The sequence below is a fragment of the Pseudomonas sp. Z1-14 genome, assembly GCF_051132005.1.
Lineage (GTDB): Bacteria > Pseudomonadota > Gammaproteobacteria > Pseudomonadales > Pseudomonadaceae > Aquipseudomonas.
This window is the reverse complement of record NZ_CP071646.1, coordinates 6,218,639-6,240,621: the sequence shown is the minus strand read 5'-3', so window position 1 is coordinate 6,240,621 and position 21,983 is coordinate 6,218,639. Positions and strand designations below refer to the sequence as shown.

At 58.3% G+C, this 21,983-nt stretch carries 22 protein-coding genes and 1 pseudogene; 13 read left to right on the top strand and 10 right to left on the bottom strand.

Going from position 1 to position 21,983, the window contains the following annotated elements; all coding sequences use genetic code 11:
* Nucleotides 1–97 precede the first annotated feature (97 nt).
* Entirely contained in the window at nt 98–2,233 is a 2,136-nt protein-coding gene (katE, locus tag J3P89_RS28500; protein ID WP_434696355.1) for a catalase HPII, read from the bottom strand.
* 266 nt (nt 2,234–2,499) lie between these two features.
* On the opposite strand from katE, the gene J3P89_RS28495 reads away from it, so the two are divergent.
* The 3 genes from J3P89_RS28495 (at nt 2,500) to J3P89_RS28485 (ending at nt 5,021) form a co-directional block, all read left to right on the top strand.
* Nucleotides 2,500–3,507, top strand: a complete 1,008-nt coding sequence (locus J3P89_RS28495; RefSeq protein WP_434570734.1) for a methionine ABC transporter ATP-binding protein — start codon at nt 2,500–2,502, stop codon at nt 3,505–3,507.
* The gene (locus J3P89_RS28490; RefSeq protein WP_434654541.1) at nt 3,507–4,169 is read left to right on the top strand and encodes a methionine ABC transporter permease; all 663 of its coding nucleotides are present in this window, start codon (nt 3,507–3,509) and stop codon (nt 4,167–4,169) included. Before J3P89_RS28495 ends, J3P89_RS28490 begins: the two co-directional genes overlap by 1 nt.
* A gap of 78 nt (nt 4,170–4,247) precedes the next feature.
* The gene (locus J3P89_RS28485) at nt 4,248–5,021 is read left to right on the top strand and encodes a MetQ/NlpA family ABC transporter substrate-binding protein (RefSeq protein WP_434696354.1); all 774 of its coding nucleotides are present in this window, start codon (nt 4,248–4,250) and stop codon (nt 5,019–5,021) included.
* Nucleotides 5,022–5,126: 105 nt separating this feature from the next.
* Here the strand turns inward: J3P89_RS28485 and J3P89_RS28480 are convergent, their stop codons facing one another.
* Both J3P89_RS28480 and J3P89_RS28475 read right to left on the bottom strand, forming a co-directional pair.
* The gene (locus J3P89_RS28480; RefSeq protein ID WP_434696353.1) at nt 5,127–5,510 is read right to left on the bottom strand and encodes a hypothetical protein; all 384 of its coding nucleotides are present in this window, start codon (nt 5,508–5,510) and stop codon (nt 5,127–5,129) included.
* 130 nt (nt 5,511–5,640) lie between these two features.
* Nucleotides 5,641–5,742 (bottom strand): annotated as a pseudogene (locus J3P89_RS28475) (DUF6124 family protein); the annotation flags it as partial.
* Between the two features lie 273 nt (nt 5,743–6,015).
* Between J3P89_RS28475 and J3P89_RS28470 the strand changes: the two are divergent.
* Complete coding sequence (locus tag J3P89_RS28470) at nt 6,016–6,390, top strand: lysozyme inhibitor LprI family protein (protein WP_305497763.1); 375 nt, start codon at nt 6,016–6,018, stop codon at nt 6,388–6,390.
* A gap of 135 nt (nt 6,391–6,525) precedes the next feature.
* Here the strand turns inward: J3P89_RS28470 and J3P89_RS28465 are convergent, their stop codons facing one another.
* Nucleotides 6,526–6,813, bottom strand: coding sequence for a DUF6124 family protein (locus J3P89_RS28465; RefSeq protein WP_434696352.1), 288 nt, complete (start codon nt 6,811–6,813; stop codon nt 6,526–6,528).
* 660 nt (nt 6,814–7,473) lie between these two features.
* On the opposite strand from J3P89_RS28465, the gene J3P89_RS28460 reads away from it, so the two are divergent.
* Nucleotides 7,474–8,598 carry a diguanylate cyclase gene (locus J3P89_RS28460; RefSeq protein ID WP_434696351.1) on the top strand — a complete coding sequence of 375 codons (1,125 nt, stop codon included), beginning with the start codon at nt 7,474–7,476 and terminating at the stop codon, nt 8,596–8,598.
* A gap of 269 nt (nt 8,599–8,867) precedes the next feature.
* On the opposite strand, the gene J3P89_RS28455 is transcribed toward J3P89_RS28460, so the two are convergent.
* On the bottom strand, nt 8,868–9,242 hold the full coding sequence (locus tag J3P89_RS28455) for a hypothetical protein (protein ID WP_434696350.1): 375 nt from the start codon (nt 9,240–9,242) through the stop codon (nt 8,868–8,870).
* Between the two features lie 675 nt (nt 9,243–9,917).
* Here J3P89_RS28455 and J3P89_RS28450 point away from each other — a divergent pair.
* On the top strand, nt 9,918–10,337 hold the full coding sequence (locus tag J3P89_RS28450; protein WP_434559736.1) for an organic hydroperoxide resistance protein: 420 nt from the start codon (nt 9,918–9,920) through the stop codon (nt 10,335–10,337).
* 33 nt (nt 10,338–10,370) lie between these two features.
* Complete coding sequence (locus J3P89_RS28445; RefSeq protein WP_434570720.1) at nt 10,371–10,694, top strand: hypothetical protein; 324 nt, start codon at nt 10,371–10,373, stop codon at nt 10,692–10,694.
* 191 nt (nt 10,695–10,885) lie between these two features.
* Here the strand turns inward: J3P89_RS28445 and J3P89_RS28440 are convergent, their stop codons facing one another.
* Complete coding sequence (locus tag J3P89_RS28440; RefSeq protein WP_434673174.1) at nt 10,886–11,674, bottom strand: SDR family NAD(P)-dependent oxidoreductase; 789 nt, start codon at nt 11,672–11,674, stop codon at nt 10,886–10,888.
* Nucleotides 11,675–11,877: 203 nt separating this feature from the next.
* On the opposite strand from J3P89_RS28440, the gene J3P89_RS28435 reads away from it, so the two are divergent.
* On the top strand, nt 11,878–12,513 hold the full coding sequence (locus J3P89_RS28435; protein ID WP_434696349.1) for a hypothetical protein: 636 nt from the start codon (nt 11,878–11,880) through the stop codon (nt 12,511–12,513).
* 41 nt (nt 12,514–12,554) lie between these two features.
* Here the strand turns inward: J3P89_RS28435 and J3P89_RS28430 are convergent, their stop codons facing one another.
* The 3 genes from J3P89_RS28430 to J3P89_RS28420 all read right to left on the bottom strand — a co-directional run bounded on the left by J3P89_RS28430 (nt 12,555) and on the right by J3P89_RS28420 (nt 14,829).
* The gene (locus J3P89_RS28430; protein ID WP_434696348.1) at nt 12,555–13,100 is read right to left on the bottom strand and encodes a hypothetical protein; all 546 of its coding nucleotides are present in this window, start codon (nt 13,098–13,100) and stop codon (nt 12,555–12,557) included.
* A gap of 240 nt (nt 13,101–13,340) precedes the next feature.
* Nucleotides 13,341–14,228, bottom strand: a complete 888-nt coding sequence (locus J3P89_RS28425) for a lysophospholipid acyltransferase (protein WP_198796133.1) — start codon at nt 14,226–14,228, stop codon at nt 13,341–13,343.
* Nucleotides 14,229–14,271: 43 nt separating this feature from the next.
* Nucleotides 14,272–14,829: a DNA-3-methyladenine glycosylase I gene (locus J3P89_RS28420; protein ID WP_434696347.1), complete on the bottom strand. Its 558-nt coding sequence runs from the start codon at nt 14,827–14,829 to the stop codon at nt 14,272–14,274.
* An 81-nt stretch (nt 14,830–14,910) separates the two neighbouring features.
* Between J3P89_RS28420 and glyQ the strand changes: the two genes are divergently transcribed.
* The 4 genes from glyQ to J3P89_RS28400 all read left to right on the top strand — a co-directional run bounded on the left by glyQ (nt 14,911) and on the right by J3P89_RS28400 (nt 19,312).
* Nucleotides 14,911–15,864, top strand: coding sequence for a glycine--tRNA ligase subunit alpha (glyQ, locus tag J3P89_RS28415; RefSeq protein WP_022641565.1), 954 nt, complete (start codon nt 14,911–14,913; stop codon nt 15,862–15,864).
* Nucleotides 15,861–17,915, top strand: coding sequence for a glycine--tRNA ligase subunit beta (glyS, locus tag J3P89_RS28410; RefSeq protein WP_434696346.1), 2,055 nt, complete (start codon nt 15,861–15,863; stop codon nt 17,913–17,915). Before glyQ ends, glyS begins: the two co-directional genes overlap by 4 nt.
* A 3-nt stretch (nt 17,916–17,918) precedes the next feature.
* Nucleotides 17,919–18,452, top strand: a complete 534-nt coding sequence (gmhB, locus tag J3P89_RS28405) for a D-glycero-beta-D-manno-heptose 1,7-bisphosphate 7-phosphatase (protein WP_434696345.1) — start codon at nt 17,919–17,921, stop codon at nt 18,450–18,452.
* An 80-nt stretch (nt 18,453–18,532) separates the two neighbouring features.
* Nucleotides 18,533–19,312: a lysophospholipid acyltransferase family protein gene (locus tag J3P89_RS28400; RefSeq protein ID WP_434696344.1), complete on the top strand. Its 780-nt coding sequence runs from the start codon at nt 18,533–18,535 to the stop codon at nt 19,310–19,312.
* 167 nt (nt 19,313–19,479) lie between these two features.
* Here J3P89_RS28400 and J3P89_RS28395 read toward each other — a convergent pair whose 3' ends face one another.
* Nucleotides 19,480–20,997, bottom strand: a complete 1,518-nt coding sequence (locus J3P89_RS28395) for an ATP-binding protein (RefSeq protein ID WP_434698071.1) — start codon at nt 20,995–20,997, stop codon at nt 19,480–19,482.
* Nucleotides 20,998–21,230: 233 nt separating this feature from the next.
* Between J3P89_RS28395 and J3P89_RS28390 the strand changes: the two genes are divergently transcribed.
* The gene (locus J3P89_RS28390) at nt 21,231–21,965 is read left to right on the top strand and encodes a response regulator transcription factor (RefSeq protein WP_434626899.1); all 735 of its coding nucleotides are present in this window, start codon (nt 21,231–21,233) and stop codon (nt 21,963–21,965) included.
* Nucleotides 21,966–21,983: the final 18 nt, after the last annotated feature.

The following is a 21,983-nucleotide window of genomic DNA, read 5'->3' as shown; positions in this document are numbered from 1 at the left end:
GCGAGCAGGCTCGCTCCCACATGGGTGTTGTGATCGACACATATCCCTGTGGGAGCGAGCCTGCTCGCGAAGGCGTCCTACCAAACAACAAATCTCTTCAGGCTGGAATAGCCTTGGCCTTAGGCTCCCGCGCCCAAACCCGATGCTGGGCAATCGCGTCAAAAAACGCCTGGAACTTGCCCGCATCAGCGTCCGGAATCAGCCCCGCATCCGCCTCCAGCTTCAACAACACCAGCAACTGTCGCGCTTCGCCATGCAGCGCGATGGCCTTCAGGTGCTTGTAGGCCTCCAACAGGTAATGCAACGCCACGCCATCGGCGCTCAGCGCCTTGATCGACTCCACCCCGCCCGGCACGAACACCGCGTCAAAGGCAATCGACGGCAAGCCTTCCATGGACGCATCCACCGGCAGCGTTTGCCCAGCAGCGGTGGTCACCGGCGCGGAGGTTGGGCCGAGGATTTTCGCGTGGGCCCCTTCGGCTTCCAGTGCCTGCTTGAGCGCATCGATGATTGTCCCCTCGACGCCATTGGCCACCAACACCGCGACCTTGCGGGTCTTGATGTCGCCGGACAGCAGATTGGCCTGGCTCAACGCCGGGGACTGCTCCAGGGAAGGCGTCGGAACATCGACCGTACCGGCAGTGGGAGCCGGCAAGCCGAGGTTCTTCGCAACTCGCCCGGCCAGTTCCAGATCGATGTTGGCGAGGATCTCGTTCACCTGCCGCGCCCTGATGAACTCGCGTTCCACTTTGCCCAGTTCGAAGCTGTACGCCGCGATGATGTGCTCTTGCTCGTGGGGGCTCATGCTCTTGTAGAACAACCGCGCCTGGGAGAAATGATCGCCGAACGAATCGCTGCGCTGGCGGATCTTGTGGGCGTCGATGCGCTCCGGATAACTTTCGAAACCACCATCCTGCGGACCAGGCGGGGTTTCCTTCGGCCAGCCGCCATCGATGGAGTTCGGCTCGTAGGACGCGCGCCCCTTGTCGATAGTAGTGCGGTGCATGGCATCACGCTGGCCGTTGTGCACCGGGGTGATGGCGCGGTTGATCGGCAACTCGTGAAAATTCGGCCCACCAAGTCGGCTGATCTGCGTATCGGTGTAGGAAAACAGCCGGCCTTGCAGCAATGGGTCGTTACTGAAATCAATGCCCGGCACGATATGTCCGGGGCAGAACGCAACCTGCTCGACTTCGGCAAAGAAGTTGTCCGGGTTGCGGTTCAGCACCATCTTGCCCAGCGGCGTAATGGGTACCAGCTCTTCGGGGATGATCTTGGTCGGGTCGAGCAGGTCGAAGTCGAACTTGTGCTCGTCTTCCTCGGCGACGATCTGTACGCCAAATTCCCACTCGGGGTAGTCGCCCATCTCGATCGACTCCCAGAGATCGCGACGGTGGTAATCAGTGTCCTTGCCCGCGAGCTTCTGGGCTTCGTCCCATACCAGGGAACAGGTCCCGGCTTTGGGCCGCCAGTGGAACTTGACGAAGCTGCTGCGGCCTTCAGCGTTGATCATGCGAAAGGTGTGCACGCCGAAACCCTGCATGGAACGCAGGCTTTTCGGGATTGCCCGGTCGGACATCGCCCAGATCACCATATGAGCCGACTCCGGTACCAGCGAGACAAAGTCCCAGAAGGTGTCGTGGGCCGATCCGCCGGTGGGGATTTCGTTATGGGGCTCGGGTTTCACCGCATGGACGAAATCAGGAAACTTCACCGCATCCTGGATGAAGAACACCGGCATGTTGTTGCCCACCAGATCGAAGTTGCCTTCGTCGGTGAAGAATTTCACTGCAAAGCCGCGCACGTCCCGCACCGTGTCACCGGAACCCCGTGGGCCCTGCACGGTGGAAAAACGTACAAACACTGGCGTCTTTTTACCTGGGTCTTGCAGGAAACCGGCCTTGGTCAAGGCCGCATGCGATTCGTAGGCCTGAAAGTAGCCATGGGCACCGGTCCCTCGGGCGTGAACGATGCGCTCGGGAATACGTTCATGGTCAAAATGCGTGATTTTCTCACGCATGATGAAGTCTTCCAGCAACGACGGCCCACGCGGCCCGACGCGGAGGGTGTTCTGGTTATCGGCGATCTTCACGCCCTGGTTGGTGCGCAAGGCCTGTTCGGTGGCATCGGAGCGAAACTGTTCGAGGCTCTCCAGCTTGGCGTTGGTATTGCTGCGATCCAGCGTGTCGGTCCCGGCCATCTGGCTGGGGGCGGCAGGTTTTTTAGTGCTCATCAGGCATGACTCCTCGTTGCGATCCCCGCCGTGGCCAGGACCCGTGAGTTCGATGCGCCAGGCACGGTACCTGGGCATATGTGGAGGTGCCTAATGAGTGACCGATACCGTTTCGCTGTGTTCCTTTTTTATGCCCTTTGATCGCCTTATTGCCAAATCGCTGGTTCAATCTCAAATAAATGCTAAGAACCTCTATACGGACAGGCTAAAATGCGCGCCCGGCTTACCGCTGATCCTTTTCCACCGCGCCCCACAAGGTTCGCTACGTGATCGAGTTTCAAAACGTCCATAAAACCTACCGGGTTGCCGGTAGGGATATCCCCGCGCTGCACCCGACCAGTCTGACCATCCAGAACGGTCAGGTCTTCGGCCTGATCGGTCATTCCGGTGCGGGAAAAAGTACCCTGCTGCGCCTGATCAATCGCCTGGAAGATTCCAGCGGCGGCAAGATCATCGTCGACGGCGAAGAAGTCACCGCCCTGGACGCCAACGGCCTGCGCCGTTTTCGCCAACAGGTCGGGATGATTTTCCAGCACTTCAATCTGCTGGCGTCCAAGACCGTGGCCGACAACGTGGCCATGCCACTGACGCTGGCGGGTGAATTGTCCCGCAGCGATATCGACCGCCGCGTCGCCGAATTGCTGGCGCGGGTAGGGCTGTCCGACCACGCCCGCAAATACCCGGCGCAGCTGTCCGGCGGCCAGAAGCAGCGCGTCGGCATCGCCCGCGCCCTGGCAACCAAGCCGAAGATCCTGTTGTGCGACGAAGCCACCAGCGCGCTCGACCCACAGACCACCGCCTCGGTGCTGCAACTGCTGGCGGAGATCAACCGTGAGTTGAAGCTGACCATCGTACTGATTACCCATGAGATGGACGTGATCCGGCGTGTCTGCGATGAAGTCGCGGTGATGGACGCCGGCGTGATCGTCGAGCAAGGCCCGGTGGCCGAGGTGTTCCTGCACCCCAAGCATCCGACCACCAAGCGTTTCGTCCAGGAAGACGAGCAGATCGACGAAAGCGAACAGCGCGACGACTTTGCTCACGTCCCGGGGCGCATCGTGCGTCTGACATTCCAGGGCGAAGCGACCTACGCGCCGTTACTTGGAACCGTCGCTCGCGAAACCGGCGTGGACTACAGCATCCTGGCCGGTCGTATCGACCGCATCAAAGACACCCCCTACGGGCAACTGACCCTCGCCATCACCGGCGGTGACATGGAAGCGGCCTTCGCCCGCTTCACCGCGGCCGATGTCCACATGGAGGTGCTGCGCTAATGGAATTTTTTGCAAACATCGACTGGCTGGAAATCTGGCTGGCAACCGGCGACACCTTCCTGATGCTGTTCGGTTCGCTGCTGTTCACCGTACTGCTCGGCCTGCCGCTGGGCGTGTTGCTGTTTCTCTGCAGCCCGCGCCAATTGCTTGAAGCCCGGGGACTCTACGCGCTGCTGTCGCTGATGGTGAACATCCTGCGTTCGCTGCCATTCATCATCCTGTTGATCGTGATGATCCCGTTCACGGTGTTGATCACCGGCACGTCGTTGGGCGTGGCCGGCGCGATCCCGCCACTGGTGGTCGGCGCAACGCCATTCTTCGCCCGCCTGGTGGAAACCGCCCTGCGCGAAGTCGATCGCGGCATCATCGAAGCGACCCAGGCCATGGGCGCTACCACGCGACAGATCATCGTCAACGCATTGCTGCCGGAAGCCCGTCCGGGCATTTTCGCAGCGATTACGGTGACAGCGATTACTCTGGTGTCCTACACGGCCATGGCCGGTGTGGTCGGCGCTGGTGGCCTGGGCGACCTGGCGATCCGCTTCGGCTACCAGCGTTTCCAGACCGACGTGATGGTGGTCACGGTGGTATTGCTGCTGGTGCTGGTCCAGGTCCTGCAAACCGTGGGCGACAAACTGGTTGTGCATTTCTCTAGAAAATAAGGCCTCGCGCCAATAAACCATGAGCCGGCCATTCGCTGGCAGGCGCCAAGAGCAGGCGCCTCAAAAGGAGTTAGCTGAATGAAAAAACTACTGGTTGCCTTCGCTGCCGCCGCAGCGTTCTCCGCCCACGCCGCCGACACCCTGACCGTCGCGGCCACGCCGGTTCCTCATGCGGAAATTCTCGAGTTCGTCAAACCGGCATTGGCGAAGGAAGGCGTGGACCTCAAGGTCAAAATCTTCACCGACTACGTCCAGCCCAACGTACAAGTCGCCGAAAAGCGCCTGGACGCCAACTTCTTCCAGCACCAGCCGTACCTGGATGAGTTCAACAAGGCCAAGGGCACGAATCTGGTGAGCGTAACCGGTGTGCACCTGGAACCCCTGGGCGCGTACTCCAGCAAGTACAAGGCACTTACAGAACTGCCAGGCGGCGCCAATGTCGTGATCCCGAACGATGCTACCAATGGTGGCCGTGCGCTGTTGTTGCTGGCCAAAGCCGGGCTGATCAAGCTCAAGGACTCGAACAACATCCTGTCGACTACCAAAGACATCACCGAGAATTCGAAGGATCTGAAGTTCCGTGAGCTGGAAGCGGCAACCATTCCGCGCGTGCTGACTCAAGTGGATCTGGCATTGATCAATACCAACTATGCGTTGGAGGCCAAGCTTGACCCTTCCAAGGATGCGCTGGTGATCGAAGGCAACGACTCGCCTTATGTGAATATTCTGGTAGCCCGTCCGGACGACAAGGACAGCGAGGCCATGAAGAAGCTGGTTGCAGCGCTGCATACTCCGGAAGTGAAGGCGTTTATTCTCGAGAAGTACAAAGGCGCGGTTTTACCGGCGTTTTGAGCTGATCGAGCAATAAGAAAAGCGGGGCTGCATTTACACGCAGCCCCGCTTTTTTATGCTTGAGTTGGCTTATAAATATTCCTCGCAAATACTTTAACCTAGAATTTATTTCGCACGGAAATAACGGATGGCGAAGCTTAATTTTCTGACTGCATAGATAATCAACACAGATAAAATCACTACAGAGACTGTAACTCCAGCGATATTGATACCTATCATAAATTGGGCGTAGATCGACAGAAGAACCGAAAGAGCAATGTAACTTGCCATCGTTTTATTTCTAGTGACTAATAACAGCGGAATCGCGGTAATGATGAGTGCATGGCTAAGGACAACGAACAGTATCTCCGCACTTAGCTGATAGGGAATGCCTCCAGACCTTGCCTCCTCGATTATGATCATGGCTTCGTGCAGAAGAAGCTGTAGGGCTCCAACGACGGCAACGCTGATTCCCATAAGCGATAAGGAATGAATTTTTTTGACGTTCATTGTGCTTTCCAAGCGACGGATGTCAGGCAGGATATCGCTTGGCACTGGATAAAGGGAGCGCTTGCAGCCCTCAACGCATGCCTCAACGAAAACCCAACGCGTAGCGTCGGGTTTTCGTTGAGAGCTGTCGCTATTGGGGATCGACGTTATCCAACACCCGATTCGCCAGCAATGAACTCAGCTCAATCAACTGCTGGATGCCAAGGAGGATGTGACGGCGGGGGCCTTCCAAGGATTTATGCGGTTTGTCTGTAGGAATGTGTCGGCCTTTTGGGGCTGCTGTGCAGCCCAGCGGGAGCAAGCTCCCTCGCCACGAGTGTTTGACCGGCTTGGGGATGAGTGGGGATACCCCTCGCTCGATACGGTAGCTACTTGTTTTTCGTTCCGAAAGGAGGGCGAAGGGCGGAGGGTCGAACCATAGATCCGCTTCATTGTTCTACGACCCTCATGATAAATTCCCCGCCGCGACCTCTAATCAATAGAGGGCATTCAGGGAGAGAAGTGAGTGATCAAGTCTTTGTTGGTTGGGGCATTGCTGGCAATGGCATCAGCATCGGCGTCTGCGATGAGTTGCGATAACCCTAGAAACGCCTATGACAGAACCTATTGCGCGTCGCTGAAAATGGTTCAGTCGGACCAGGAAATCAACGAGCAATACAAGAAGACGATGAGTGCCCTGAACCCGGATCAAAAGAAGAAGGTGAAAGCCGCTCAGATCCAGTGGATCAAGATTCGTGACAACGCCTGTTCCAACGATGGCCTGCTCTACCTGGACTGTGCCAATGAGAAGACCGAAGCGCGTATCGTCATACTCAAGGCTGTCGAGCGCGAGTGCCGCGCTGCCGGTTGCGACGACGCCAAGCTGTCGCAAGTCGAGTAACCCGCACACAAAAACCCGACGTAAAGCGTCGGGTTTTGGCGGGGTTCGCTCGCTATCGCGGCTCAGCGTTATCCAATGGGCTGCTTCGCAGCCAGCGGGAGCAAGCTCCCTCGCCACGGGGTTGCAGTGTGACGTTTATCTTGGATCAACGTTGTCCAGAACTCGGTTCGCCAGTAATGAGCTCAGCTCGATCAGTTGCTGGACGCCGAGGGCGATGTGGCGGTGCGAGCCTTGCAGATCGAACGCGAGGTTGCTGACCATGGCGTCGGCTGAAGCCAGGGTTTCGCTGAGGTTGGCGAGCAGGCATTCGTTGTCGGTGTCTTGTACGACGGTGAAGAGTTGAGCCGATTGGAGAGCATCTTTCGGTTCTGTTGGCGAGGAGGTGCGGTCCGCCTCAGGCGGATTCGTTGTAGATTTCGACATGAGCTGATACTCCAAGGTTAAGCCACAACCTCTTCCCTACTAAAAGAAGGGTGGCAGCTGTACGCAGGTTAGTAGACCGGGGAGATCAGCATTGCCGGCGCGCCGAAGCGCCCTGCGCACAGCTACCATCAAGTGCAAGGTAGGAATCTACCTTGATGGAGAACTCGTGCATCTTACTGACACAACCTCGAGCTACTAAACCCGACCACTGATGGGCAGTGGCAGGACGACAATAGAACCCGAGGGCAAGGCGCACAAGCCGGTGGATTCTGGCGTAGTTGTAGGTAATGGCGCAAGGATGTGTAGCTTGATGGAAAGATGGCAGAGCGGGAATAAACAGCGCTTCGTTTTCAGCTCCGATCCCTGTGGCGAGGGAGCTTGCTCCCGCTCGGCCGCGCAGCGGTCGCAACCGATCATGCGGTTTGTCTGTAGGAATGCGTTGGCTTGTCTTGGGGCTGCTTTGCAGCCCAGCGGGAGCAAGCTCCCTCGCCACGGGGACGGTTTTAGTCTGGGAAATGGTGGCTTGCTGCGCAACCCCGCGAGGATGAATTCCCTTGCCACGATGCAAAGCTCGTGGGTGCAGGTGTAATTCGGTTGTTTGCGTTGCTGGCAGGGTGCCACAATCGCGTTTTCTAGCGGCTTCACGATCAGGTGGATCACATGGATGGCCCGAGATCTCGCAATGGCATGGATTTTTGCATAGCCGGACAAGTGCGCACTGACCGACTGCAGCAACTGTTTCGCCAATCCGTTTCCGCGGTGTTTGGTAGTTACCTCGCGGCCATCATGTTGTGTTGGCTGTGTTGGGATCGCTTTGAGCACAGCACGGTTGTGTGGTGGCTGGCCATATTAAGCGGATCGACGCTGCTGCGGATCGCGATGTTCGTTGCCTATTTTCGCAGCGACGAGGTTCAGCGCACGCCTCAACGCTGGGAGCGAAGATACTGGGTCTCGCTGGTGTTGTCCGCGAGCATCTGGGGCGGTGGCGCGCTTGTTTTGATGCCGCAAGATGATCTCCTCTCGCAAGCTCTCGTCATGCTTTTTACCGTGGGGATGACTGTCAGCGCGGTCTCCTGTTACTCCGCCTACCGGGACATGACACTGGTCTCCATTGGCCTGGTGCTGTTTCCGTGCACGGTCTGGCTGCTGTTCCAACCGTCGCCGATTCAAGTCGGCATGGCGCTTTCGATCCTGGTGTTCGCGGCATTTGCTGCCCGCGCCACGCACAAAATGTCCCAGGCACTGGAAACCGCTTTTCGACTCACCCGCGAGATGGAACAGGCGAACAGCATTTCAACCCGCGCCGCACAAACCGATGAACTGACCGGCCTGAAAAGTCGACGGGCTTTTTTCGAGCATGCCCAGCAGCTTTACGACGAATGCAGAACCAACCGGTTGGGGTTGTGCGCGGTCATGTTGGACATGGATCACTTCAAACACATCAATGACACCTACGGCCATCAGGTTGGGGATCAGGTCCTACGTCAGATGGGCGTGGTCATCAGCTCGTCGTTTCGGGCCACGGATATCCACGGTCGGCTCGGCGGCGAAGAGTTCGCCATTCTGCTTCCAGACACTTCCATCGAAGTCGCCACTCAGATTGCAAAACAGCTCATCGATACGATCGCTGGCTTGATGATTGAGCCTGTTCACTGCATATCAGCCAGTCTCGGCGTCGCATCGACGGGGGCTTGCAATAAGGATCTGCACAGCCTGATGAACGATGCGGATAAAGCCCTGTATCGAGCGAAGGCGCTGGGGCGTAATCAAGTGGCCGTTGCTTAGCCGGGTTGGCTTTGCCCAGAGAAAAAAAACCGCCAATCAGGCGGTCTTTTTTATCAATACCAGCAGAAATCAGATTCTGGCGCCGGCCATTCGGCCGACCGGTTCATGCTCCCTACCCTTGGCGAGGCTAGCCGACAAGAATTGGCGCTCAATACTGGTCGCGTAGCCAACCAGACGGCGAGCTTCCGCTTCGTATTGAGCTGCAAGCAATGGTTTTGGAGTTCGCTTGGAAGCCTTCATGGAAAACTCACAATAAATTTGGGTTCATGTTATGCCTGGTTCACCGCTATAACAAGGCGCCGCTGGTCGTCGAAATCGAAGCCTAGGTACAGATACCATGGGACGGCTCCAGGGTCGGGCTCAAAAATCTCTATCTCGCGGAGCTTCAGCATTCGCGCGTATCGGCTGATCGCAATCAAGACCAAACCGGCAACTTCACCTTTTAAAGGGTGATTGGCGTCCGGCTTGCCCTCCAAGAGGACAACCTTGATCGACAAGGTGCTTGATTTGGGCGTGGCAAAACAAAGCCCACATAACTCCTGGTCATACCATAGAGAAAGGTCAAACGCCTTCCCGTCGCGAATTTTCCAGCCAGGAATATCCTCCCATGGATAAAGTTGGGCCTCAGGGCCCATAGATAGCATTGGTCACGTGCCTCTCGGGTAATCGGCTCGTATCTTATCCGCTCAACGTCGATACCTTTCTCCGCTAGCGCCCCAGGATCATCCCCCAAAAACTCTTTAGCGAGTTGCATTGCGGTAGAGCGGAATATTTGATGTTTGAAGTTGCTGATGCAGGGTCGTTTCATGGGGTGAACACGATGACGGGCAGAGCAAAAAGACGATAGAGCCCAGGAGCAAGACATACAAGCAGGCTGGTTCCGATGTGGTTGTAGGCAAAGGCTCATATATATGTGGTCCGGTAAGGGCGTATTTGGTCGGCGGGTCCTTCCCACGCTCAGCGTCAGAAGCGGAACGCGGAGCTTCCCCTGGCAGCATTCCCACGTGGGGCGTGGATACGATCAAGAAACAATCGTTGTGCTTGTGAATTCCATCTCTCCGAAGGCTGCCATTGCGCTGGCTCTGCCAGCCCTCGCCACTTCCTTTCCTGGCTCCCTCCGCTCATGCGGGTTGGCACCGTTAATTCTAAAAAATAAATTTCTTTTGAAATCAATAAATTAAATAAAAACGGGAATATTCTTGAAAATTTATCTTGCGCACTAAATATTTGGGCGTTAACTTTAGCGCCACTGGTTAGCGCACAAACATTTAGCGAAAGCCAAACTCAATCAGACCCATCAGGAAAAAAGGAAACCCCACATGAACGTTCTCTACACCGCAGTCGCAACCTCCACCGGTGGCCGTGATGGCCGTGCTGTTTCCAGCGACAAGATCCTCGACGTGAAACTGGCCACGCCAAAAGCCTTGGGCGGTGCCGGTGGTGAAGCCACCAATCCTGAGCAGTTGTTCGCAGCCGGCTACTCCGCCTGCTTCATCGGCGCGTTGAAATTTGTCGCCAGCCAAAGCAAACGCAGCATTCCGGCTGACGCCTCGATCACGGCACACGTCGGCATCGGCCAGATCCCTGGCGGTTTCGGTCTGGACATCGACCTGCACATCAGCCTGCCAGGTCTGGATCAAGCCGATGCTCAAGCGCTGGTCGACGCGGCTCACCAGGTTTGCCCGTACTCCAACGCGACCCGCGGCAACGTCGACGTCCGTTTGCACGTCGCCGTCTAACTCACTCATCTACGAATAAATAAGGATCAGGACATGAACACTTTCAGCAAAACACTCGTTGGCTCGCTTCTGGCACTGTCGCTCGGCAATGCGTTCGCGACTTCTTTTGTTCAACCTACATTCGCTGAGGGCGGTTCGGATCGCCTGATCGAAAAACGAATAGCCGAAGGTGGCTCCGATCGGCTGATCGAGAAACGCATAGCCGAAGGCGGCTCGGATCGCCTGATCGAAAACCGGGTAGCAGAAGGCGGCTCCGATCGTCTCATCGAGAAACGCGTAGCCGAAGGTGGTTCCGACCGTCTGATCGAGTTACGGGTAGCCGAAGTTGGCTCGGATCGCCTGGGCGAGAACGGCTAGCTGAAGGGGCTCGGATCGCCTGCAAAGAGGCGGGCTGAACAATCCTTTCAACGCTACGAAAGTTGGTCAAATCAACCAATGTTGCTTCCAAAAGAAAAAACGCCGCTTCTCTCGGATGAGGAAGCGGCGTTTTTTTGCATGGCGTCATGGCAACCGGAGCAAGGACACTTGCCATGCTCTTGGCAACGCAGCTAAACGATGCTGTCCACCACACCGCCGTCAACTCGCAGCGCCGCTCCGGTGGTGGCCGAGGCCTGTTCCGAGCTGGCATAGATAATCATGTTGGCGACTTCCTCTACCCGTGCCGCGCGCTGGATGATCGAGGTGCTGCGGTGCTCGTTGACGAAATCTGCCGCGACCTTCTCCAGGCTTTCCCCGCTGCGCTCGACGTCCGCCTGGAGCATCTTGGCAACGCCTTCGGACAGTGTCGGCCCGGGCAACACCGAGTTCACCGTCACGCCCGTGCCCGCGAGGCGTTTGGCCAGGCCGCGAGCGATTGAAAGCTGGGCGGTCTTGGTGAAGCCGTAGTGGATCATGTCGGCCGGAATGTTCACGCCCGACTCCGACGAGACAAACACGATCCGCCCCCAACCACGCTCGACCATGCCCTGCGCGTAGGCCCTGGAAACACGCACGCCCGACATCACGTTGGTTTCGAAGAAACGCTGCCATTCGCTGTCCGGCGTCTCGAAGAAGTCTTCCTGCTTGAAAATGCCCAGGTTGTTGATGACGATATCGAAACTTGGATGCTTGGCGATCAACGCCTGGCAGCCAGGTTCGTTGCTGAGATCGCCAACAAAGCCTGTCGCCCTGGAAGCCAGATTGCCCAGGCGCTGCAACGCGTCCTCCACGCTGCTTTCGCTGCGCCCGTTGATGACGACCTGGGCACCGGCTTCCAGAAAACCTTTGGCGGTCGCAAAACCGATGCCGCTGGTGGAACCGGTGACCAATACGTTACGTCCGGTGAAATCGATGTTCATGGGAGTGACTCCTTGATGGGTGAATCAGGGGGTGCGGTACTACTGGTTGGACGATTTTAATGACAAATAAATCTGTCCCCTATACGTCCCCTCACACCCTGCCTAGCCCACCCAAATGATGGCCTTTTGATTTCACGCGAATCTCGCTAGAATTCGTGCCCTCTCCGTGAGCGGCATGTAGAAATTTACGCAAGGAAGTCGATATGCAATTTGCAAAAATCATAGGCCTCACCTTGGCCTTGAGCCTCAGTGGATGCGCCAGTTTCACCAAAGATGAAGTAGCACCTGTCGATATGCCTTCGATGGCGGGTTACTCGAACAAGCCAAACGTCTATGTCGACTTCGATTTCTATCAGGGCGACCCCGACAATGCCAAGGCCACTGAGGTCCCGCAAGCTCGCGACATGCTCAAGCCCGAGCTGAAACGCACTTTCGATGAATCAGGGCTTTTCGGACGCGTGGTTTTCGACGAGTTCCAGAAGCAACCAGGCGACTACAGTCTGCGTTTGAAGGTCTATAACCACGCGCCAGGTGGTGGGCAGATGGTCTTGGCGTTCATCAGTGGCTTTACGTTCACGGTCATTCCTGCGCTGGCAACCGACCAGTACACCATGAGCCTGGAAACGCTGGACGATCATGGCCAACCGTTGGGCAAGGCCAGCAATCACGATGCGGTCAATACGTGGATGGGCATCTGGTTCCTGCCGCTGGCAGGTAATACGCCTAAGGCTGCCGTCACCGACACTTTCAATCGGCAAGTCAATGCGCTGTTGAAGAACTGGGTCGACAATAACCGCATGAAATATTCAGCTGTCGGTACCCAAACTCCCCGGGGCTGACAACGATAAAAAAGAGCCGCAATTGCGGCTCTTTTTTATGCTCACTTCAATGCTTGGGTGAACTGTGGATCGCTGTATAGGCTCTTGAGCAAGTCCTGCAACATCGGGTTGTAGTTGTTCGCGGCAGCCGGAATGGCGATCGGACCGAAGAAACTGCTGTCCCAGTCACGCTGCACATCTTTAGTGGTTTCGTACAAGACTTGATCACCTTTACGCAACGTGAAACGTGCAGCCAGTTCGCCGTGGCCGCTACCCACGCCTGCGGTGAGCTGACTCTTGATCAACTGAACCTGGAGCTGCCGGTCAGCACGGGGGTCAAGCAGGCCAGCTTGACGGAGTTCATCGTTGATCGCTGCCTGGATGTGCAGGGGAACGCTGCCCTCGGGCGAGGAAATCGGGTTCAAGCGCACCATCAAAGAGCCCTGGCCCGAATCGGCATTCACCTGTGCTTCGCGCAGAGGCTGCATGGGTTCATTCTTCTTGAGCTGCTGAACGTTCTGAAAATTGGGTTCATAGCGGGTCATGGTCACGCCGCAACCTTGGAGCAGTAGCGCGCAGAGTGGGAGAGCCAGGTAGAGCTTCTTCACAGCAAATCCTTATGTGCTTTTTTGAAGGGGCATTATCCGGTGATGTCTTTTAGCCATCAACCGGTATATAGCTGGGCGGGGTGTTTGGAGAAGTTATTGGGGCCGCTGCGCAGCCCAGCGGGAGCAAGCTCCCTCGCCACGGGGAGGTGGGGTCAGTCAGTTATGTGGCGACTGTCAGGGCGCTTTCGCGAGCAGGCTCGCTCCCACAGGGTTTCGTGGTGCGCCGTCCAGAGCAGGTCTTCAGTACCACCGCGCCTCACCCGGGGGGCGCTTCTTGAAGCGTTTCATGCTCCACATGTACTGGCTCGGATAGGCCCGTACATAACGCTCGACCACTTTGCTCATGGCGGCGCAGGCGGTTTCGGTGTCGGTGCTGTACATCTCGTCCGGGGCGGCTTCGAGGATGACTTTGTAGCCGGAGCCGTCCGGCAGGCGCAGGGCGTGGAGGAAGACGCCGACCGCCTTGCCGCCGGCGAGCATGTTCGGCACGAACTTGCTGGTCAGGGCCTGGGTGGCGAAGAAGGGCACGAAGATGCCGGCGGATTCGGACGGCTCCGGATCGGCGGGGATGCCCACCTGGCCGCCCTTGCGCACTTCCTTGATGACGCTGAGGATGCCTTCCTTGGTAGACGCCGCGACCTTGTTGCCCAGTTGCACGCGTTGCTTCTGCAGCAACTCATCCACCGCCTTGAGCTTGGGCGGGCGGTAGAAAATGATCGGTTTGCACTGGCTGCAATAGAAGTGGTTGAGGACTTCCCAATTGCCCAGGTGGCTGGTGATGCCGACCACGCCTTTGCCCGAGGCCAGCGCTTCTTTCAACACCTCCAGGCCTTCGACTTCGCGCACCAGTTCGATGGAGCGCTGGGCCGGCCAGATCCAGGCACAGGCACTTTCGGTCAGGGATTTGCCGATGTCCTTGAGACTCTGGCCCACCAGGCGCTCGCGCTCGGCCGGGTCCATCTCGGGGAAACACTTGGCGAGGTTGATCCGCACCACGTCGCGGGAACGGTTGGGTAATTTCCACATGAGCCAGCCAATGGCCGAGCCCACCGCCTGCACCGCTCGCCAAGGGAGCAGCGCAAACAACCGCAGAGCGCCGACCAGCAAGGCGCCTTTCAACTTATCCACAGGTCACTCCTGAATTCATGGGCCGTGTTGCGAGCCGGCTATTCTAACCGCCGTTTACCAACTCGGCGTAGCGGTCGCAGTCCTGGGTGTGGTCCATGACCATGCCCGAGGCCTGCATCAAGGCGTAGCAGATGGTCGGGCCGACGAAGGTGAACCCGGCTTTTTTCAGGCCTTTGCTCATCGCCAGTGCCTCGGGGGTGATGGCCGGCACTTCGGTGCGATCCTTGAAATGGTTGATGATCGGTTGGTTGCCTATGAACGACCAGAGGAATGCCACCGGGTCTTCCAGCGCCAGCCAGGCCTGGGCGTTGCGCCGCGCCGCCTTGAGCTTGAGGCGGTTGCGGATAATGCCGGGGTCGAGCATCAGTTCATCGATTTCAGCGTCGCTCATCTGCGCCACCCGCTGTACATCGAAGCCGTAGAGCACTTCCCGATAACGTTCGCGTTTGCGCAAAACGGTGATCCAGGACAGACCGGCCTGGAACCCTTCGAGCAGAAGCAACTCGAACAAACCCTGCGCATCGCGCAGCGGCGTCCCCCACTCCTGATCGTGATAAGCCATGTACAACGGATCTTCGGAACACCAAAAGCAGCGTGGCATAAGGCTCCAGGGGGCGTGCGCACGAACGAATCGGGTATACTCCCGCTCTTTAAATCGCAGCCCAAGAAACAGGTGAATTTCGTGAGCCAGCCTACGCCAGCCGTGCGTACCTTCCAAGACTTGATCCTCGCCCTCCAGCAATACTGGGCCGAGCAAGGTTGCGTGGTACTTCAGCCCTACGATATGGAAGTAGGCGCCGGCACTTTCCACACTGCCACGTTTCTGCGTGCCATCGGCCCGGAAACCTGGAACGCCGCTTATGTGCAGCCAAGCCGCCGCCCGACTGACGGCCGCTACGGCGAAAACCCGAACCGCCTGCAGCATTACTATCAATTTCAGGTCGTGCTGAAGCCGAACCCGGAAAACTTCCAGGAGCTGTACCTGGGTTCCCTCAAACACGTGGGCCTCGACCCGCTGGTGCACGACATTCGTTTCGTCGAAGACAACTGGGAATCGCCGACCCTGGGCGCCTGGGGCCTGGGCTGGGAAGTCTGGCTCAACGGCATGGAAGTGACCCAATTCACCTACTTCCAGCAAGCGGGCGGCATCGAATGCTACCCGGTGACCGGTGAGATCACCTACGGCCTGGAACGCCTGGCCATGTACCTGCAAGGCGTGGATTCGGTCTACGACCTGGTATGGGCCGACGGTCCGTTCGGCAAAGTGACGTATGGCGACGTGTTCCATCAGAACGAAGTGGAGCAATCGACCTACAACTTCGAACACGCCAACGTCGACAAGCTGTTCGAGTTGTTCGATTTCTATGAAAGCGAAGCCAAGCGTCTGATCGAACTGGACCAGCCGCTGCCGCTGCCGAGTTATGAAATGGTCTTGAAGGCATCTCATACCTTCAATCTGCTGGATGCACGCCGGGCGATTTCCGTGACCGCGCGCCAGCAATACATCCTGCGTGTGCGCACCCTGGCGCGTTCCGTCGCGCAAGCCTACCTGCTGGCCCGTGCCAAGCTGGGCTTCCCGATGGCGACCCCGGACCTGCGTGATGAAGTGTTGGCTAAGCTGGAGGCTGCACAATGAGTGCTCAAGATTTTCTGGTTGAACTGGGCACCGAAGAACTGCCACCCAAAGCCCTGAACACCCTGGCCGATGCATTCCTGGCCGGCATCGAGAAAGGCCTGCAAGCCGCTGGCCTGAACTTCGAAACCAAGCATGTCTACGCCGCGCCGCGCCGCCTGGCCGTGCTGATCACCGCCCTGGCGACGCAACAGCCGGACCGCAGCATCAACCTCGACGGCCCGCCCATGCAGGCCGCGTTCGATGCCGACGGCAACCCGACCCAGGCCGCCCTGGGCTTCGCCAAGAAATGCGGCGTCGATCTGAGCGAAATCGACCAGAGCGGCCCGAAGCTGCGCTACAGCCAGAGCATCAAGGGCAAGCCGACCGCCAGCCTGTTGCCGACCATCGTCGAAGACTCCCTCAATGACTTGCCGATTCCCAAGCGCATGCGTTGGGCTGCGCGCAAGGAAGAGTTCGTGCGTCCGACCCAATGGCTGGTAATGCTGCTCGGTGACCAGGTCATCGATTGCACGATCCTCGCCCAGAAGGCCGGTCGTGATTCTCGCGGTCACCGTTTCCATCATCCGCAGAGCGTGCGTATCACGTCGCCGGCCAATTACCTGGCCGACCTGCGCGCTGCCTATGTATTGGCCGATTCCAACGAGCGCCGCGAGCTGATCAGCAAACGCACCGAAGAACTGGCGACCGCCCAGGAAGGCACGGCTATCGTGCCGGCCAACCTGCTGGACGAAGTGACTGCGCTGGTGGAATGGCCGGTGCCACTGGTGTGCTCGTTCGAGGAACGCTTCCTTGAAGTGCCCCAGGAAGCGCTGATCACCACCATGCAGGACAACCAGAAATACTTCTGCCTGCTGGACGCCGAAGGCAAGTTGCTGCCGCGCTTCATCACGGTGGCCAACATCGAAAGCAAGGACCCGCAGCAGATCATCGCTGGTAACGAAAAAGTCGTGCGCCCGCGTTTGACCGATGCCGAGTTCTTCTTCAAGCAAGACAAGAAGCAGCCCCTGGAAAGCTTCAACGAGCGCCTGCGCAACGTGGTGTTCCAGGAAAAACTCGGCAGCGTCTACGACAAGGCCGAGCGCGTATCGAAACTGGCAGCCTTCATCGCTCCACGCATCGGCGGCGATGCCCAGCGCGCGGCACGTGCCGGCATCCTGTCCAAGTGCGACCTGTCCACCGAGATGGTCGGTGAGTTCCCGGAGATGCAAGGTATCGCCGGTTACTACTACGCCCTCAACGACGGCGAGCCGCAGGATGTTGCTCTGGCGCTGAACGAACAGTACATGCCGCGTGGCGCCGGCGCTGAATTGCCGACCACCCTGACCGGTGCGGCCGTGGCGATCGCGGACAAGCTCGACACCCTGGTCGGCATCTTCGGTATCGGCATGCTGCCCACCGGCAGCAAGGACCCGTACGCACTGCGTCGCGCAGCGCTGGGCGTGCTGCGCATCCTCATCGACAAGCAGCTGGACCTGGACCTGAACGACGCCGTGGCCTTCGCCGTGAATGCGTTCGGCAGCAAGGTCAAGGCTGCCGGCCTGGCCGACGCGGTGCTGGAATTCATTTTCGACCGCCTGCGTGCGCGTTATGAAGACGAAGGTGTCGACGTCGCGACCTACCTGTCGGTGCGAGCCCTGAAACCGGGCTCTGCCCTGGACTTCGACCAACGCGTACAGGCAGTGCAGGCGTTCCGCAAACTGCCGGAAGCGGCAGCGCTGGCGGCGGTGAACAAGCGCGTGTCGAACCTGCTGAGCAAGGCCGAAGGCAACATTGCGGCCGTCGTTGAAGCCAAGTACTTCGACAACGCCAATGAGTTCTCCCTGTACTCGGCGATCCAGCAGGCGGACCAGGCAGTCCAGCCGATGGCAGCGGCGCGTCAGTACAGCGAAACCCTGGCGCGCCTGGCGGCATTGCGTGAACCGGTGGATGCGTTTTTCGAAGCGGTGATGGTCAATGCCGAAGACGCCAATGTGCGAGCCAACCGCTATGCGCTGCTGGCGCGTCTGCGTGGGTTGTTCCTCGGTGTTGCCGATATTTCGCTGTTGGGGTAAGTCTTGAAACTGCTGATTCTCGATCGGGACGGAGTAATCAATCACGACTCCGACGCTTACATCAAGTCGGTGGAGGAGTGGTTGCCGATCCCCGGTTCCATCGAGGCCATCGCGCAGTTGAGCAAGGCCGGCTGGACGGTGGCGGTCGCCACCAACCAGTCGGGCATTGCGCGCGGTTACTACGAACTCGCCGTCCTCGACGCCATGCATGAACGCTTGCGTGAGCTGGTGGCCGGGCAGGGCGGTGACATCGGGCTGATCGTTTATTGCCCACATAGGCCGGACGAAGGCTGCGATTGCCGCAAGCCCAAGCCCGGCATGCTGAAAACCATCGCCGCTCACTATGACGTTGCGCTGTCGGGCGTGTGGTTTGTCGGCGACAGCCTCGGTGACCTGGAGGCGGCGAAGGCCGTCGATTGTCAGCCAGTTTTGGTCAAGACCGGAAAAGGCGAAAAGACTCTGGGCAAGACCCTACCGGTGGGCACCTTGATTTTTGACGACCTGGCGGCGGTTGCCGCTGAACTTATCCACAATTAGAGCTCCCAAGACATCCTGATCAAGGATTGTTCGGGAAGCGCTTGAACAGGCGGGCATTGCCCGCAATGGTAAACGCCGCTATGTCGATATTGCAGGCCATCAGAAGCTTCCTCTTTTACCTGCTGCTGGGCACCAGTTCCTTGTTGTGGTGCACGTTGAGTTTTTTTGTCGCGCCGTTCATGTCGTTCAGGACGCGCTACCGCTTCATCAATGTTTACTGGTGCCGTTGCGCACTCTGGCTGAGCAAGGTGTTTCTGGGCATCCGCTACGAAGTGAAAGGTGCCGAGAATGTGCCTGAGCGCCCTTGCGTCATCCAGTCCAACCACCAGAGCACCTGGGAGACCTTCTTTCTCTCGGCTTATTTCGAACCGTTGAGCCAGGTGCTCAAGCGCGAGCTGCTGTTTGTACCGTTCTTCGGCTGGGCCATGGCGATGCTGCGCCCGATTGCCATCGACCGTGACAACCCGAAGGTTGCCCTTAAGCAGGTAGCGCAAAAAGGCGATGTGCTGCTCAAGGACAACGTTTGGGTACTGATCTTTCCCGAGGGCACCCGCGTACCTTACGGGACGATCGGCAAGTTTTCCCGCAGTGGCTCCGCACTGGCGGTAAACGCCGGCCTGCCGGTGCTGCCGATTGCACACAATGCGGGCAAATTCTGGCCCAAGGCCGGCTGGGTCAGAACACCAGGCGTTATCACCGTGGTCATCGGCGCCCCCATGTATGCAGAGGGCAGTGGGCCGCGCGCGATTGCCGAGCTGAACGACCGTGTACAGGCTTGGAATGAACAGACGCAACGGGAATTGGGCTCGCTTCCTCCGGCCCCTGCTGCGCCGGCCGCGGCGGACAAGTTGGCTGTATGAGAATTGTGGATAACCTGTGTACCGTTTTTTCGGATTTCGTCAGTTTTAACGTTTAACTCACTGTTTTTAATACATATTTCTTAAACACCTAAAACCTTGTACGAGGTGCATAAGTTTTTATAGCGCACTGAAAAAGGTCGCTGCCTTACCAAGGCCGCGATCTTTTTTTATTCCTCCAACAACGGAAAGCGCAGGCTGAACGTAGTGCCTTCGTTTACCACGCTACGGCAATCGATTTGCCCACCATGACGGTCCACGACCGCCTTGACCATCGACAGCCCCAAACCGATGCCATCCACGCCATGGGCCGAGGAAAACCGTCGGTACTGGACGAACAGATCCGGCAGTTCCTGCGCGCCGATGCCCTTGCCCTGATCAACGACGTCACACGTCAACCAGCCCTGAGCACAACGGACCTGCAACGCTATACACGTGTCGGGCGCACTGTACTTGATGGCGTTCTCCAACAAGTTGAACAGGGCGCGGGTCAGCAGGGATTGATCAGCGCTGATCAGCGCTTCTTCTTCGTCCAGTTGGTGCTCCAACCGAATATTTTTGGCTTGGGCAACAGGCAATGCCTGGTCGATCACGTCCAGCACCAGCATGGCGAACAGGCTCGGTTGGAACTGGTAGGCCTCGGACTCGGCCTTGGCCAACTGCACAAACCCATCGGTCAGCTCCAAGGCGCGGCGCACCTGGCGCTCGATCTGGTCGAATAGCGGCTTGTCGGCACCGGCCTGATGCCGCTGCACATCGAGCAGCGCCAGGATCGCCGAATGGGGCGCGCGCAAATCGTGGGAGAGAAAACGAAGCATGACGCTGCGCTGCTCTTCGGCTTCCCGTTCAGCGCTCAGATCAGTCAGGCTGAGCAGCCAGCCAATGGGCACATCACCGTCCACCGGCAACAGCGCGGCACGTTCCAGTCGCAAGCTGCGCTCGCGGGTATCGCGAAATTCAACCAGTGGCAACGTCGACAAGCGATGTGCAGGGGAGTGGACCAATGCCGGATAACCCAACCGCGCCAATTCCTCCAGCACATCACTGCCCACCAAAGCGTGACCGAACAACTCGCGAGCCTTGCGATTACCCAGCAACAGGTTGCCCTGTGGATCGCTGATCATCGTTGCTACCGGCAGGTACTCCAGGCCGTCGGCAATAAATCGGCGCGTGTCCCGGGTTCGGCTCATGGCTTGTTCCAAGGCCATGATCTGACCCTGCAGGCGATCACTGCCGGTGTAGGAAGCGCGCCGGCGCTCCGGGAAGACCTTGGGTTCCGCATCCAGGCGCGCCAGCTCCCAGCCGAAATAAGCCAACACCACGCTCAGGCGCCGCCAGTTCCAGACCAGATAACCCAGCAGCATGCCCAACAGGCTGGCCACCGGCGACCACGCCCAACCCTGTGCACCCAGCAATGCGCTGAGTAGCAGGGCCAGGCCCATTCCGCCCAACGTCGCGCTCAATGCGAAGTGCGGGCGCAACAGCAGCAAACCCAATACACAGCCAACCAGACACACCGACAGCAATGCAGCGCCCGGCCCGTTGCGTGCCGATTGCAGACTGAACGAAACCAGCGCGGTCATCGGTAGTAACAACAGACTTATCCACAATCCTTCACGCATCAATTGTCGGAACAATCGCTGCACCTGGGTCGGTTCACGGCTTTCACGGCGACGCGGAGGGTTCATAAGTACCTTGGCGGAAGATCGGGACGGTTTGTACATGCAGGCAGCCTCCAGCTCACAGCTGCGGCCAAGACTATAACGGACTTGATGATGGCAATGCGGCTGCCTTTCACTTCGCATCGCGAGCCGGTATTGTCGCAGCCAGTGACAGCTCAACGACGACGAACCAGCCACCGGCTGCTTTTGATTGCCAGCTGAGAACGTCCGTTATTCTTGGAACCAAGGAATCGCATTCCATGCGTGTCGCCATATTGGACGATGAACCGGCGGAGTTGCGCCGGGTGGAACAGACACTGCAGCAAATTCCCGGCAGGGGAGAGCCCGCCTGGACACTGCACAGTTTCGAACGGGGTGAAGACCTGCTGCGACAACTGCGCAGGGAAACGTTTGACCTGTTGATCCTGGACTGGCAATTACCTGACATCAGTGGCTTGTCCTTGCTGCGCTGGACACGTGAGCACATGGACTCGCCACCCGCGGCCATCATGCTCACCAGCCGCGACGGCGAGCATGACATCGTCCAGGCCCTCAACGCCGGTGCCGATGACTACGTCAGTAAACCTTTCCGTCCCAACGAACTCAAGGCCCGGGTCACCGCGGTGCTAAGGCGTCACAACCTGCAACGCACCCCGACCACTGAAGTGCTGGTGTTCAATGACCTCGAATTCGACGATGCCGAATTGACCGTTACCCGCGCCGGTATCCCGATCAGCCTGACTGAACGGGAGTACCGCCTGGCCCGCTGCCTGTTCGCCAACCTGGGCCGGCCGCTGTCACGGGAATATTTTTATGAGCGCTTCTGGACCCATGAAGAAATGACGTCGTCGCGCCCGCTCGACACCCACATCTATCGCCTGCGCAACAAGCTCGGGCTAACCGCTGATCGCGGCTGGCAGTTGTTGACGATCTACGGTTACGGATATCGGTTGGAGAGTGTGGCGGCAGGCAGTGAGGCTTCGGTAGCCAGTTAGCATAAAAAAAGGCCAACG

What these genes read in the sequence shown, in the direction of transcription:
- katE (WP_434696355.1), bottom strand. Translation starts at nt 2,233, where the DNA reads ATGAGCACTAAAAAACCTGCCGCCCCCAGCCAGATGGCCGGGACCGAC.
- J3P89_RS28490 (WP_434654541.1), top strand. Translation starts at nt 3,507, where the DNA reads ATGGAATTTTTTGCAAACATCGACTGGCTGGAAATCTGGCTGGCAACC.
- J3P89_RS28485 (WP_434696354.1), top strand. Translation starts at nt 4,248, where the DNA reads ATGAAAAAACTACTGGTTGCCTTCGCTGCCGCCGCAGCGTTCTCCGCC.
- J3P89_RS28480 (WP_434696353.1), bottom strand. Translation starts at nt 5,510, where the DNA reads ATGAACGTCAAAAAAATTCATTCCTTATCGCTTATGGGAATCAGCGTT.
- J3P89_RS28465 (WP_434696352.1), bottom strand. Translation starts at nt 6,813, where the DNA reads ATGTCGAAATCTACAACGAATCCGCCTGAGGCGGACCGCACCTCCTCG.
- J3P89_RS28460 (WP_434696351.1), top strand. Translation starts at nt 7,474, where the DNA reads ATGGATGGCCCGAGATCTCGCAATGGCATGGATTTTTGCATAGCCGGA.
- J3P89_RS28455 (WP_434696350.1), bottom strand. Translation starts at nt 9,242, where the DNA reads ATGCTATCTATGGGCCCTGAGGCCCAACTTTATCCATGGGAGGATATT.
- J3P89_RS28450 (WP_434559736.1), top strand. Translation starts at nt 9,918, where the DNA reads ATGAACGTTCTCTACACCGCAGTCGCAACCTCCACCGGTGGCCGTGAT.
- J3P89_RS28445 (WP_434570720.1), top strand. Translation starts at nt 10,371, where the DNA reads ATGAACACTTTCAGCAAAACACTCGTTGGCTCGCTTCTGGCACTGTCG.
- J3P89_RS28440 (WP_434673174.1), bottom strand. Translation starts at nt 11,674, where the DNA reads ATGAACATCGATTTCACCGGACGTAACGTATTGGTCACCGGTTCCACC.
- J3P89_RS28435 (WP_434696349.1), top strand. Translation starts at nt 11,878, where the DNA reads ATGCAATTTGCAAAAATCATAGGCCTCACCTTGGCCTTGAGCCTCAGT.
- J3P89_RS28420 (WP_434696347.1), bottom strand. Translation starts at nt 14,829, where the DNA reads ATGCCACGCTGCTTTTGGTGTTCCGAAGATCCGTTGTACATGGCTTAT.
- glyS (WP_434696346.1), top strand. Translation starts at nt 15,861, where the DNA reads ATGAGTGCTCAAGATTTTCTGGTTGAACTGGGCACCGAAGAACTGCCA.
- J3P89_RS28400 (WP_434696344.1), top strand. Translation starts at nt 18,533, where the DNA reads ATGTCGATATTGCAGGCCATCAGAAGCTTCCTCTTTTACCTGCTGCTG.
- J3P89_RS28395 (WP_434698071.1), bottom strand. Translation starts at nt 20,997, where the DNA reads ATGAACCCTCCGCGTCGCCGTGAAAGCCGTGAACCGACCCAGGTGCAG.
- J3P89_RS28390 (WP_434626899.1), top strand. Translation starts at nt 21,231, where the DNA reads ATGCGTGTCGCCATATTGGACGATGAACCGGCGGAGTTGCGCCGGGTG.